We start from the raw sequence: 13255 nt of genomic DNA, 5'->3' as shown, positions 1-13255 counted from the left end.
TGAAGGCGAACTCGGTCATCGCGATCGTGAGCTCGCCCCCCTCGCCCGCGACACGCCGCCCACCGATCCACACCGACCCGGCGTCGGGCGCCTCGAACCCGGCGATCGTGCGCAGCAGCGTCGTCTTGCCCGATCCGCTGGGCCCGAGCAAGGCGACGATGCGCCCGTGCGCCACGTCCAACGACGCCCCGGCAACGGCACGGTTCGGGCCGAACGAACGCTCGATCCCGACCGCTTGGATGGCGGGGACCGCGTCGACGGGCCGCCCCCCTCCGTTCGCGGTCGCTGGGCTCATAGGGTTAACCTTACCTAATCGTCGGATCCGTGCCACGGTAGCCGACGACGCCGCACGCAGCCAGCCCGCGCCGCCCCCCGATCCTGGAGCACCATGCTCACCCACCTGCTCCGCCACCGCTGGTACGCCGTCGTGATCGGCGGCGTGCTCCTCGTCGTCCTCGCACTGACCCTGGCGGTCACGGTCGGAGGCGGCAGCCGCGCCGACGACGCGTTGGTGATCTACAACGGCCGTTCCCACTACGGCACGGAACAGGTGTTCCTCGATTTCGAACGCGAGACCGGGATCGAGGTCTCGCTGCGCGGCGGGACCGCGCCCGAGCTCTTCGAGCGGCTCCGGCGCGAAGGCGAGGACACGCCCGCCGACCTGCTGGTCACCACGGATCTGGCCAACCTCTGGCGCGCCCAGGAGGCGGGTCTGCTCGCCGGCGTGGACACCGAGGTCCTGCGCGACAACATTCCCCCTGGCCTGCACGACGACGAAGGCGAGTGGTGGGCGTTGACCACCCGGTTGCGCATCCCGGTGGTGTCGACCGAGCGCGTCGACGAGGGCGAGGTCACCCGCTACGAGGACCTCGGTGATCCTCGGTTCGAGGGGCGGACCTGCCTGCGCACCTCCACCAGCGAGTACAACCAGTCCCTGGTGGCGGACATGCTCGCCAAGCGCGGGTACGACGAGACCGAGGCGTTGCTGCGCAGCTGGATGGCCAACGAGCCTGAGGTGCTCGGCTCTGACGGTGAGCTTCTGGCGCTGATGGCCGCGGGGGAGTGCGACCTCGGCCTGTCGAACCACTACTACCTCGGCCGTGCCCTCGAGGAGAACCCCGCCTTCCCGGTCGCGCCCGCGTGGCCCGACCAGGACGGCGCCGGCGCCCATGCGAACGTGTCGGGCATGGGGCTCGTGCAGTCGTCGGACCGCCGGGAGCAGGTCGTCGCGCTGATGGAGTACCTGACGTCCCCGGGGCCGCAGGCCCAGATCGCCTCGCGCAGCGAGTTCGCCGCGCACGCGGACGTGCCGGCACCCGAGCACATCGCGGACTGGGGTCAGGTCACCATCGACCCGATCGCCGTGGAGGAGGCCGGGCCACTGCTCGGCGAGGCCATCAAGCTCATGCTCGAGGTCGGATGGCGATGAGCTCGACCGGCCCTGACCGCCCTACCCTCCCGTCCGACGACCGCCCGGATCCGCGCACCGGCGGGCCGGCGCGGGCGGGGCGTGTTTCCGGTTGGACGGTCGTCGGCGTCCTCGTCGCCGTCGCGGTCGCCGGTCCGCTGCTGGCGTTGCCTGCCAGCTTCGTCCGTCCGCAGCGGCCCTTCGGTGACCTCGCCAGCGCGCTCCTGCCCGGCGCGCTCGGCACGAGCGTGCTCCTGGCGTTGGGCGTCGGGCTCGGCACGCTGCTGATCGGCGGCGGGCTGGCCGTGCTGGTCTCGTTCTACGACTTCCCCGGCCGCCGCTGGCTCGACTGGGCTCTGGTCCTGCCGCTGGCCATGCCCGCCTACGTCTTGGTGTTCGTCCTGCTCGGCCAATACGGCCTGACGAGCCCCTTGCAGTCCAACCTGTTCGGAGCCGGGCTCCGGCTGCCGTGGCTGCAGGGCCTGTTCGGCGCGATCATCGTGCTCACGCTCGTGCTCTACCCGTACGTCTACGTGCTGGGCCGCAGCGCGTTCCTCGGCCAGTCGCGGCAAGGCCTCGAGACGGCGCGCAGTCTCGGCCGAGCCTACGGGCAGGCGGTCCGCGTGGTTGCGCTCCCCCTGGCCCGCCCGGCACTCGCAGCTGGTGCGGCGCTGGCCGTGATGGAGGCCCTCGCCGACTTCGGCGCGGTGGACCTGCTCGGGGTCGGGTCGCTGACCACGGCGATCTACCGGGTCTGGGAGGGTGCCTTCGACCAGCAGGCCGGGCTCCAGCTCGCCACGGTGCTGGTCGCACTGGCCCTGCTCCTGGTCGCGGTCGAACGGCTGCTGCGAGGCCGCGCCCGGTACGAGCAGAGCCTCGCGGGGGGGGATGCGGTGGTCCCACGTCGGCTCCGTGGCGTCACCGCACTGACGGCCACGCTCGCCCCGTGCCTGCTGCTGACGATCGCGTTCGGCCTGCCGGTGGTGCAGCTCGTCGCCTGGTCGATCGAGACGACGTTGACCGGATCGCTCGCCGCCGACCTCGGCGCCGCGGCGCGCCGTAGCCTGGTGCTGTCCGTGGCAGCGGCGACGATCACGGTGGTCACTGCGACCGTCGTCACCTACGGCCAGCGCGTGCGCGCGTCACGCGCTGGGACGATCGCTGCCCGGGCTGCGACGGTCGGTTACGTGGTCCCCGGCACGGTCGTCGCGGTCGCGGTGTACGTCCCCCTCGCGTGGGCCGACCAGCGGCTCGGTGACGTCGTCGCCGGTCTGTTCGGCACCGACCCCGGTCTGATCCTCACCGGCACCGCGCTGGGCCTCGTGCTGGCCTATGTGGTGCGCTACCACGCCCTCGCCTACTTCGCGATGGAGACCCGGATGGGACGCATCAGCCCGAGCCTGGACGACGCCGCACGGGCACTGGGCGCGGACCGGGCGAGGGTCCTGGCCGACGTGCACCTCCCCCTGTTGTGGCCGGGTGCGCTCACGGCCGCACTGCTCGTCGTGGTCGAGGTCATGAAGGAGCTCCCCGCGACCGCACTGCTGCGGCCACTCGGCGGTGAGACCCTGGCGGTGCTGGTCTGGGTGTCGACCTCGGACGCACGCTTCGACGAGGCGGCACTGCCGGCGCTGCTGATCGTGGCCGTCAGCCTGCTGCCGGTCATCGCGCTGATCCGGCTCACCCGTCGTGGGGGATGGACGTCTGCCCGGCTGTGAGCGTGGCCCTGGGGACCACCGGCGCCGACCGACCGGTGCCAGGCTCGCCCCCCGCCTCGTGGTAGTCGTCATCGAGGTTGATCGCCCAGACGTCGTGCTCGCCGCGACCCACGACGTTGTCGACGGCGCGCATCGCGGTGAGCATCGAGTGGTCCTGGTTGTTGTACCGGTGCATGCCGTTGCGGCCCACCGGGTGCACGTTCGTGGCGTGGGTCGCCAGCCACCCGCGCACGACGTCGACGTTCGCGTGGTAGTGCTCGTCGTACACCGGGTAGGCCTTCGGCATACGGACGACGTAGCCCTCCTCGACGCGGCCGGGGTCGACGAGCCCGAGGACCGCGAGCTCGTGGGTGCCCGTGGCCACCAGGTCCTCGTCGTCGCGCTCCCACAGCGCATCCCCCTCGAAGACGAAGTACTCCAGGCCGAGGCAGGTGCGACCGTCCTTCACCAGGTACGGGGACCAGGAGCCGAAGTTCTGGATGCGACCGAGCGCCACCTCCGGTGCGTGCACGTAGATCCAGTTGTCCTCGAACCCGTCCTCGGCCGGCACCACCAGCGCCACCGACAGGAAGTCCCGGAAGCGCAGCGCGGCTGCCGCGTCACGCACGTGCGGCGGCGCCGGTGGGTCCATCGCCGCGAGCAGCTCCGGCAGCGGCATCGAGGAGATCACCGCCGAGCAGGGGTACTCGGTCACCGTCCCGTCGTTGGACGCCTCGACGCTGACCGCACGCCCGTCCGCGTGCCGCACGCGGGTCACCATCTGACGCAGGACCACCTTGTTGCCGGCCGCCTCCACCCGGTCGCGGCAGCGCTCCCACATCATCCCCGGCCCCAACCTCGGGTAGTGGAACCGCTCGATCAACGTCGTGAGCTCCCGCCGGCTGCGCCAGGGTCTCAGGGCGGAAGCCAGCGCGCGCCCGAGGGACAGCGACTTGATGCGCTGGGCAGCCCAGTCGGCGGTGATCTCGGTGCCGGGGACACCCCAGACCTTCTCGGTGTAGGTCTTGAAGAAGTGCTCGTACAGGCGCCGCCCGAAGCGCGCGATCACCCACCCCTCGAAGCTCGACAGGTCGGCCGGTGGGCGGAGACGGGCGTGGACGTAGGACAGCACACAGCGGGCTGCCTCCACCACACCGAGGTTGCGCAGCGCGTTGAGCGGTCGCAACGGGTAATCGTAGAAGCGGCCACGGTAGAGAATCCGGCTGCGCCGCGTGCGCTGCATCAGCTCGCCGTCGGGCAGCAGCTCATGCCACAGCGCCTCGACCTCGCGGGACTTGGTGAAGAAGCGGTGACCCCCGATGTCGAAACGCCAACCGTCGCGTTCGACCGTGCGACTGAGTCCGCCGACCACGTCGTCGGCCTCGAGCACGACCGCGGGGACCTCCGCCTTGGCGAGCTGGTAGGCCGCGGTCAAGCCAGCAGGTCCCGCACCGATCACCACGACATCGCCTGACCCCATGTCGGCAGTCGGCCCCTGCGGATCCATCGGTCGCCCTCCAGCAGCGGCCGACAGGAACGGCCACATCTCGTTTAAGGTTTGGCTAACCTACACAAGAGTGGCGCGTGGGGCCAGACAGATCAGTCAGACCGGCCGGGGCGCGTCGGCGGCGTCGGTCGTGGGCTAGCAGGCGGGCCGCGGTGCCTCACCGGGCGCTGAAGTACTTGGCCTCCGGGTGGTGGACGACGAGGGCGTCGGTGGACTGCTCGGGCACCAGCTGGAACTCCTCGGACAGCTCCAGCCCGATCCGGGCGGCGCCGGTGACGTCGAAGAGCGGCTTGCGCTCCTCCAGGTCGGGGCAGGCGGCGTAGCCGAAGGAGTAGCGCGACCCCTGGTAGCCCTGCTTGAAGAGCTCCTCGACGGTGTCGGCGTCGTCGTCGGCGATGCCGAGCTCGCGACGCACCCGCTGGTGCCACAGCTCGGCCAGGGCCTCGGCCATCTCCACGCCGAGGCCGTGCAGGTACAGGTAGTCGGTGTAGCGGTCGGCGGCGAACAGCTCGCCGGCCCGCTCGGTGACCCGCGGGCCCATGGTCACCACCTGCAGGGCGAGCACGTCGCGGGTGCCCGACTCCACCGGCCGGAAGAAGTCGGCGAGGCAGAGCCGGCGGCCCTTGCGCTGGCGGGGGAAGGTGAACCGCACCGCCTCGGCGTCCGTGTCGGGGTCCTCGTAGACGACGACGTCGTTGCCGTCGGCGTTGCAGGCCCAGTACCCGTAGACGACCTGGGGGGCCAGCAGGTGCTCGGCGCGCGCCGTGGCCAGCGTCTCGCGCAGGGCCGCCTCGGCGGTCTCGGTGTCGCCGGCCCCGAACCCCCACTGGTTGCGGAACAGCGCCCGCCGGTTCAGGTAGCCGGCGACCTCGTCCAGGGGGAGGCCGCGCACGACCCGCGACCCCCAGAACGGTGGCGTCGGCACGGGCACGTCGGTGGCCACGTCCGAGCGCTTGGTGGACCGCCGGTCGCGTTCGCGCTGCTCGGGGTCGGGGGCCTCGGTCTCCCCCCGACGCACGGGGCGCTCGGCGGGGATGGTGCCCCAGTCCTGCGGGTAGCCCGCGCCCTCCTGCTTGAGGTCGGCGAGCTCGTCCATGGTCTTCAGGCCGGCGAAGGCGTCCTTGCAGTAGAACAGCGGACCGTCGTACAGGCCCCGCAGGTCGGTCTCCACGTACGGGCGGGTCAGGGCCGCCCCGCCCAGCAGCACGGGGTAGTGGGCCAGGCCGCGGCGTTCGAGCTCGGTCAGGTCGTCGCGCATGACCACCGTGGACTTGACCAGCAGGCCCGACAGGCCGATCGCGTCCGCGCGGAAGTCCTCGGCCGCGGCGATGATCGCGTCGACCGGCTGCTTGATGCCGATGTTGCGCACCTCGTAGCCGTTGTTGGTGAGGATGATGTCGACGAGGTTCTTGCCGATGTCGTGCACGTCGCCCTTGACCGTGGCCAGCACGATCCGCGCCTTGCCGCCGTCGTCGTTGGCCTCCATGTGGGGCTCCAGGTGGGCGACGGCGGCCTTCATGCACTCGGCGGACTGCAGCACGAAGGGCAGCTGCATCTGGCCGGAGCCGAACAGGTCACCGACGACCTTCATCCCGGCCAGCAGGTGGGTGTTGATGATTGCCAGGGGCTCGATGCCCTCGGCCATCGCGGCGTCCAGGTCGTCACCGAGGCCGTCGCGGTCGCCGTCGATGATGCGGCGTTCCAGGCGCTCGGTCAGGGGCAGAGCGGCGAGCTCCTCGGCGCTGGCCTTGGTCTCGGTGGCCCCCTCGAACTGGGCCATCAGCGCGTGCAGCGGGTCGTACTCCTTGCCGGCGTCGTCGGCGGGCGCCGGCGGGCGGCGGTTGTCCTCGATGAGGTCGACGCAGATCTGGCGGACGTCGTCGTCGATCTTGTGCAGGGGCAGGATCTTGCCGGCGTGGACGATCGCGGCGTCCAGGCCGCGCTGACCCGCCATGTGCAGGAACACGGAGTTCAGCGCCTGACGGGCCGCCGGCGACAGGCCGAACGACACGTTGGACACGCCGAGCACCGTGTGGCAGCCGGGGATCTCGGCCTTCACCCGCTCGATGGCCTCCAGGGTCGCCAGGCCGTCGTTGCGCAGGTCCTCCTGCCCGGAGCCGAGCGGGAACGTCAGCGTGTCGAAGACCAGGTCGCCGTTGGTCAGGCCGTAGTCCTCGATGGCGATCTTCGCGATCTGCTTGCACACGTCGACCTTCCAGTCGGCGGTGCGGGCCTGGCCCTGCTCGTCGATGGCCAGCGCGATCAGCGCGGCGCCGAACTGCTTCGCGAGCGGGAAGAGCACGTCGGCCTTGGTGCGCCCGTCCTCCAGGTTGACCGAGTTGATGATGCAGCGCCCGCCCAGGCGGCGCAGCGCGGCGGACACGACGTCGAGCTCGGTCGAGTCGATCACCAGCGGCAGCGTGGACTGGGTGGCGAGCCGGTCGACGACCTCGACCATGTCGGTCACGCCGTCGCGACCGACGTAGTCGATGCAGACGTCGAGGGCGTGGGCGCCCTCGCGCACCTGCTCGCGGCCCAGCTGGGTGACGGCCTCCCAGTCCTCGTCGAGCAGCAGGTCACGGAACTTGCGCGACCCGTTGGCGTTGAGCCGCTCGCCGATCAGGAAGGTGCTCGCGTCCTGGGTCAGGGTCACCGGCGCGTACAGCGACGCGACGCTGGGCTCGAGGGTCGGCTGGCGTGACGCCGGCATGAGCCCCTCGACCGCCTCGACGACCGCGGCCATGTGGGCCGGTGTCGTCCCGCAGCACCCGCCGACGAGCTGGACGCCGAAGTCGGTGACGAACTCGCGGTGCGCTTCGGCGAGCGTCGCCTCGTCGAGAGGGTAGGCGGCCTCCCCGTCGACCATCGCGGGGATGCCGGCGTTGGGGACCACGTTGATGGGCTTGGACGAGGTCTCCGACAGGTAGCGCACGTGCTCGCGCATGTCCTCGGGGCCGGTGGCGCAGTTCAGGCCGATCATGTCGACCCCGAGCGGGTCGAGGGCGACCAGCGCCGCACCGATCTCGCTGCCGAGCAGCATGGTGTTGATGTTGGCCTCGATCGTGACCGACACGATGATCGGCACCGTGCGGTTCTCGGCGCGCATGGCCTCGTGGCAGCCCCAGATCGCGGCCTTGCCCTGCAGCAGGTCGAAGACCGTCTCGACGATCAGGACGTCCACGCCGCCGGCGAGCAGCCCCCGGGCCTGGCGGATGTAGCCGGGCACCATCGTGTCGTAGTCGATGAAGTCCTTGGCGGCGGGCTGCCCGTCGCGGGCGCCCTTGCCGAGGGAGAGGGTCGGCGAGCGCGTCCCCGGCCCGATCGAGCCGAGCACGAACCGCGGGTCGCCGCCGGCGGCGTCTGCCGCCTCGCGGGCGATGCGCGCCGCGGTCTCGTTGAGCTGCTCGGTCTGGTCGTCCAGCTCGTAGTCGGCGAGCACCCACGGCGCGCCGCCGAACGTGTCGGTCTCCAGCGCGTCGCAGCCCACGGCGAGGAACTCGTCGTGGATCGCCCGGATCACGTCGGGGCGGGTGCGCACCAGCACCTCGTTGCAGCCCTCCAGACCCTCGAAGTCGTCGAGGGTGAGGTCGCGCTCCTGGATGGAGGTGCCCATCGCGCCGTCGACGACGAGCACCTTTCGACTCAGCTGTGTCAGGAAGTCAGTCATGGCCATTGACCATAGGACAGAGTGACCGGGAACCGAAACGCGGCCAGGGGGAACGTGGAACCCTTCGGCCCTGCGGGGCGTCCTTGTTCGGTAGGATCTGCAGCGCTCTCCTTAGAGCGAGACGCGGGGTTTTGGCATGGCCGACGAGCAGCTGGGGGGAGACGGCCCCCGACGAGGCAGCGGGCTCGTGGCCTGCGGGCTCGTGGTCGCCATCGCCGTGCTGGTCGCCGGGGGGGTCGTCGGATGGGCGCGGATCGGTGCGGGCCCCGCGACACGAGGGGCGCCGGGGCCCGAGCCCGTCGAGGAAGCGGTGCCCGAGACGCTCGCCGGCGGGCTGGAGCTCGGGGAGGTGCCCGACGCGGTCGCCGCAGCGGTCGACGGGCCGGTCGTGGGCGCCCGGCTCGTGGAGGACATGCCCGACGGTGTGGGCTGCGAGTGGCTGCGCGCGGACTTCGACGACGAGCCCGACTTCGAGACAGTGCTGCTCACCCCGGACGCGGTGCACGTCTCCCTGGTCGGGGCGTCCAGCCTGTTCGCCGAGGGCGAGGGTGGCGCCGGGCGGGCGCGGGCGACCTGCACGGCGCGGTGGCAGGGGGGCGGGTGGCTCGAGAGCGGTGGGGGGACGGTCCCGGCCGACCAGCCGATGGAGGGCGCGACGGGGGCGAGCTGCTGTGACCAGGACGGGCTCGGGACCGCGGAGGGCGCGGTCATGGCCCCCGAGGGGGCGCGGTGGGTCCTGCAGGATCGCGGCCGCTACCACCTGGCCTATCCGGTGCCGCAGGGCCGTGCCGTGCCCATCACCTGGCGCTTTCGGGCGCAAGGGGGCTTCGGCGGCGGGTTCGACGGGGGCGGGATGGGCAGCGCCACCACGGTGACCTTCATGGACGACGCCGGGGAGGTGCTCGGTGAGGCCACCCTGCGCTCCTTCTGAGGCGGATCGCGACCGCGGGTCGGTGCTCGCGGTGCTCGTGCTCGCGGTGCTCGTGCTCGCGGTGCTCGGCCTGGTCCTGGCCGCCCTCGCGTGGCCGGCTGCGCCCGCCGCGGCCCAGGACCAGGACGTCGACTCCGGGCTGGGCCTGGAGGTGGAGGTCGGCTACGGGGGCCGCACGGGTGCCGGCGCCTGGATGCCCGTCACCGTCATCGTGCAGCCCGACCGTGCGGTGGCGGGCACGGTGACGGTCGAGGTGTCCGGCCCCCGGGGGGTGGTGGCCGAGGAACGTGACATCGAGGTGACGGTGGGGGCGCGCAACGCCTACCGGTTCGTGCTGCCCCGGGGTGGGGTCGTCGCGTCCGTCGACCAGGGCGCGGGCGACCCGGTGACCGTGCGGGTTCCGCCCGGCCGTGACGACGGCGACTTCCTGGCCGGCGTGCTCGGCGGGGTGCCGTCGGGTCCGCCGCCCGTGCGGTCGGAGGTGTTGGGGGTCAGCGCCAGCTGGGTCGCGGTGGACGCGGAGTGGGCGGAGCTCTCGGCCGGCGCGCTGGCGCCGCTGAGCGGTCTGGTGGCCGACGGACGCGCGCTGGCGGCGCTGTCCGAGGACGGTCTGCGCAACGTCGCGGCGGCGGTGGCCGCGGGCCTGGACCTCGTGGTGGTCGCGCCGGTCCCCGCCGACCTCGCCCTGCCGTGGGACCTGGAAGCAGGGGCCTGGACGCTGCCCGCAGCGGCGGTCACCGACGACGCCGGGACCGATGCGGCGGCCGCCGTGGTGGTGCCCGCCGGGCGCGGACGGGTGGCGACCACCACGGCGGGCCCGGGTGAGGGCGCCCTCGGGGGCTCGTCGGCGCTGTGGTCGGCGTTGATCGAGCCACGCCCCACGCACGCGTCGGGCGAGGAGCACCTGATCGGCGGCGCGGTGGGATCGGTGCTGGGCGCGGGATCCTCGGGCGTGCCGACGTTGCCCTGGCTGGCGGTCTTCCTGGTCGCCTACATCCTCGTGGTCGGTCCCGTGAACGGGGTGGTGCTGGCGCGGTTCGGCCGGCGCGAGCTGGCGTGGGTCACCGTGCCGGCGGTCACCGTGGTGTTCACCGCCGCGGGCTGGCTGGGGGCGACCGGGAGCCAACCGCCGGTGGGCTTCGCCGGGTCGGCCACCGCCTGGGTGGACGGCACCGCCACCGAGTCGGTGGTGGCGGTCGTGCGGGCCCCCACCCCCGGCCGGCGGGAGCTGGCCTTGCCCGACGGCGGGTGGGAGGTGCGCACCGAGGGCGTCTCGCAGCCCGCCGTGGTGCAGCGCGTCGACGGCCTGCGGGCCGACCTGGACCTGCCCGCCCTGCAGCCCGGGGGGATCGTGGCGCGCCGGACGGTCGACGTGCCGGCCCCCATGCGGGTCGAGGCCGAGGGGACGGGCGCAGGCCTGACGGTCACCGTCACCAACGTGGCCGCCGAGGCCGTCTCCGACGTCACGGTCCGCGCCGCGACGGCGTCAACCCGGATCGGTGCGCTGGAGCCCGGCGAGGCCCGCACCGTGACATTGGAGGGCGACCACCTGCCCGTCGCCGACTTCATGGGTGGCCCGCTCCCGCCGCCGCCGATGCCGGGAGCCCCCCAGCAGGGGCCGCTGGCGCTCGCGTCGGTCCTCGCCGACGAGCTGGATGGCGACCCCGGCCTGGTGTGGGCGGTCGGCACCACCGCCACGAGCGCCACCGGGGTCAGGATCGACGAGCGGGCCCCCTCCGACCTCGGGGGCTACGTCGCGGTGGCGGTGCGGGCCACCGGGTCGCCCAGGCTGCACAGCGTGGACCGGGAGCTGGTGGACGCCGGTCCGGACGCCTACCGGCCGGCGCCGATGACCGTGGAGGGCCCCGGACCGGCGATCCTGCGCTTCCGGGTCCCGCCCGCCGGCATCGGGGCCGTGGTGCGTCCGGACCTGCGGACGCCGGACGTCTTCGGACCGGGCCACGAGGGCCCGGAGCTGTCGCTGTGGCAGCGCGGCGAACGCCAGTGGCGTCCCCTGGATGACGCGCTGGTCGACGGGGGTGGCGCACCGGCGGAGTACGTGAGCCCGCTCGGCGAGGTCTTCGTCCGGGTGGGCGGCCCGCTGCATCCCCTGCACTACTCGCAGATGGGCCTGGCCGTGGAGGAGGGCTCGTGACGGCCCCGCCGACGCCGACGCCCACGCCCGGGACCGACGGGCACGCCGCGGTGCGCATCCGCGGGCTGATCAAGCGCTACGGGCCGGTGCACGCGGTCAACCGGCTCGACCTCGACGTCCCGCCGGGGGCGGTGTTCGGCCTGCTCGGCCCCAACGGTGCCGGCAAGACCACGACGATGCTCGCGCTGGCGACGCTGCTCACCCCCGACGAGGGCACCCTGGCCGTCTTCGGCCGCGACCCGGTCACCGAGCCGACCGCGGTCCGGCGGCTGGTCGGCTACATGCCGGACTTCTTCGGGGTCTACGAGGGGCTCACGTGTGCCGAGTACCTGGACTTCTTCGCGGCGGCGTTCCGCCTGCAGGCGGTGGCGCGACGCCGCCGCGTCGACGATCTCCTGGAGCTCACCGACCTGGGCCACAAGCGCCACACCGACGTGTCGGGCCTGTCGCGGGGGATGCAGCAGCGGCTGGGTCTGGCCCGCACCCTGGTCCACGACCCCGCTCTGCTGATCCTGGACGAGCCGGCCTCGGGCCTTGATCCCCGGGCGCGGGTGGACGTGCGCGAGATCCTGCTGGAGCTCGGCCGCCAGGGCAAGACGGTGCTGATCAGCTCGCACATCCTCTCCGAGCTCGGTGAGCTCTGCGACCGCATCGGCATCATGCGGGACGGCGAGATGCTCGCGCAGGGCACCCCGGACGACCTGCGCCGTGCGGCCGGCGGGGGGGCCACGGTGGCCGCCCGGGTGCTCGGCGGCACCGACGAGCTGGAGCGCGCGGTCGGTGTGGCGCTGGAGGCGGGAGCGGCCTCGGCGCGCGTCGACGGCGCGGTGGTGCGCATCGAGGTCCCCGGCGGTGACGATGCCGTCGCCTCGGTCCTGGCCGCCCTGGTCGGGCGCGGTCTGCGCGTCGCCGAGCTCAGCGATCAGCGCGGTGGGCTCGAGCGCCTGTTCCTGTCCGTGACCGAGGAGGTGGCGCCATCCGCGAGCGAGGCCGGCTGAGGCGGCTGCTGGGACCGGTCAACCCGGTGCTCCAGCGCGAGCTCATCGAGCGCTGGCGCTCCTCGCGCGCGCTCACGACCCTGACCGCCTACCTGGCGTTGCTGAGCCTCGTGCTGTACCTGCTGTACCGGGCGGGCATCTCCGTGCTCGCCGCCCAGCTCGGGCCGTTCGGCGACGGCGGGGTGATGGCCGGTCCGCTGCTCGGGCGGTTCCTGCTGGAGAGCCTGCTGCTGCTGGTGCTCGTGCTGGTCTTGTTCGTCGCCCCCGGCTACGCCGCCGCACAGCTGTCGGGGGAGCGCGAACGGCGCACGCTGCCGCTGCTGCAGGCCACCCTGCTGCGCCCCCGCCAGATCGTGCTCGGCAAGCTCGGCGCGGCGGTCGCCTGGATCCTGGTGCTGATCGTGGCGGCCCTGCCGGTGGGGGCCGCAGCCTTCTTCCTCGGCGGTGTGACGGTCGGCGAGCTGCTGCGCGGCGTGGGCTTCATCGCCGCGGTCGGCCTGTGCGTGGCGGCCATCGCCCTCGGGATCTCGTCGGTGACCCGGCGGACCACCACCTCGATCGTGCTGACCTACGCCACGGTGCTGGCGCTCACCGGCGGCACCCTGTTCCTCTCAGGCGTGGAGCTGGTGGCGCGCACCACGACCGGCCGCGCCGTGGTCACGCCCGCGGCGCTGCACCTGAACCCCTTCGTCGGCCTGGCCGACGCGGTCGTCGACCCGGACACGCCCGGTGTCGGGATGGGCGGCCTGCCCCTGCCGCTGACCGGCGTGGCCTCCGTGCTGCCCAGCCGACGCGACCGCTTCGCCGGTGGCGCCGTGGGCCCCGGGGTGGTGGATCAGCGGTTCATCGAGCGGCCGATGCCCATGCCGCCGCCTCCGCCCGAGCCCTCGGC

Annotated in this window: 9 protein-coding genes; 6 read left to right on the top strand and 3 right to left on the bottom strand. The window is 73.0% G+C overall.

Annotated features, from left to right (window positions below; genetic code table 11):
• On the bottom strand, window positions 1-295 hold a 295-nt coding region (locus WD250_03415; protein ID MEX2619248.1), incomplete at its 3' end, for an ATP-binding cassette domain-containing protein.
• A 93-nt stretch (window positions 296-388) separates the two neighbouring features.
• Between WD250_03415 and WD250_03410 the strand changes: the two genes are divergently transcribed.
• Both WD250_03410 and WD250_03405 read left to right on the top strand, forming a co-directional pair.
• Window positions 389-1429: an extracellular solute-binding protein gene (locus WD250_03410; protein MEX2619247.1), complete on the top strand. Its 1041-nt coding sequence runs from the start codon at window positions 389-391 to the stop codon at window positions 1427-1429.
• Window positions 1426-3126 (top strand): iron ABC transporter permease, encoded by a 1701-nt coding sequence (locus WD250_03405; protein MEX2619246.1) that lies wholly within the window; start codon window positions 1426-1428, stop codon window positions 3124-3126. Before WD250_03410 ends, WD250_03405 begins: the two co-directional genes overlap by 4 nt.
• Here the strand turns inward: WD250_03405 and WD250_03400 are convergent.
• Both WD250_03400 and metH read right to left on the bottom strand, forming a co-directional pair.
• Window positions 3089-4612 (bottom strand): NAD(P)/FAD-dependent oxidoreductase, encoded by a 1524-nt coding sequence (locus WD250_03400; protein ID MEX2619245.1) that lies wholly within the window; start codon window positions 4610-4612, stop codon window positions 3089-3091. The two genes, WD250_03405 and WD250_03400, sit on opposite strands and share 38 nt — an antisense overlap.
• 157 nt (window positions 4613-4769) lie before the next feature.
• The gene (gene metH, locus WD250_03395) at window positions 4770-8279 is read right to left on the bottom strand and encodes a methionine synthase (GenBank protein ID MEX2619244.1); all 3510 of its coding nucleotides are present in this window, start codon (window positions 8277-8279) and stop codon (window positions 4770-4772) included.
• Window positions 8280-8415: 136 nt separating this feature from the next.
• Here metH and WD250_03390 point away from each other — a divergent pair, with 136 nt between their 5' ends.
• From WD250_03390 to WD250_03375, 4 genes are all read left to right on the top strand, one after another.
• Window positions 8416-9210 carry a hypothetical protein gene (locus WD250_03390; GenBank protein MEX2619243.1) on the top strand — a complete coding sequence of 265 codons (795 nt, stop codon included), beginning with the start codon at window positions 8416-8418 and terminating at the stop codon, window positions 9208-9210.
• Window positions 9185-11365, top strand: a complete 2181-nt coding sequence (locus WD250_03385; protein ID MEX2619242.1) for a hypothetical protein — start codon at window positions 9185-9187, stop codon at window positions 11363-11365. The genes WD250_03390 and WD250_03385 overlap by 26 nt, the downstream gene beginning before the upstream one ends.
• Window positions 11362-12363, top strand: a complete 1002-nt coding sequence (locus WD250_03380) for an ABC transporter ATP-binding protein (protein MEX2619241.1) — start codon at window positions 11362-11364, stop codon at window positions 12361-12363. The genes WD250_03385 and WD250_03380 overlap by 4 nt, the downstream gene beginning before the upstream one ends.
• Window positions 12364-12389: 26 nt before the next feature.
• Window positions 12390-13255, top strand: an 866-nt coding sequence (locus tag WD250_03375; protein ID MEX2619240.1) for an ABC transporter permease, incomplete at its 3' end; no start/stop codon positions are given.

The organism is Egibacteraceae bacterium (assembly GCA_040905805.1).
Taxonomy (GTDB): Bacteria; Actinomycetota; Nitriliruptoria; order Euzebyales; family Egibacteraceae; genus DATLGH01.
This window is presented reverse-complemented; position numbering and strand designations above follow the sequence as displayed.

Coding starts and splice junctions, on each gene's coding strand:
- WD250_03410 (MEX2619247.1), top strand. CDS start 389: ATGCTCACCCACCTGCTCCGCCACCGCTGGTACGCCGTCGTGATCGGC.
- WD250_03405 (MEX2619246.1), top strand. CDS start 1,426: ATGAGCTCGACCGGCCCTGACCGCCCTACCCTCCCGTCCGACGACCGC.
- WD250_03400 (MEX2619245.1), bottom strand. CDS start 4,612: ATGGATCCGCAGGGGCCGACTGCCGACATGGGGTCAGGCGATGTCGTG.
- metH (MEX2619244.1), bottom strand. CDS start 8,279: ATGACTGACTTCCTGACACAGCTGAGTCGAAAGGTGCTCGTCGTCGAC.
- WD250_03390 (MEX2619243.1), top strand. CDS start 8,416: ATGGCCGACGAGCAGCTGGGGGGAGACGGCCCCCGACGAGGCAGCGGG.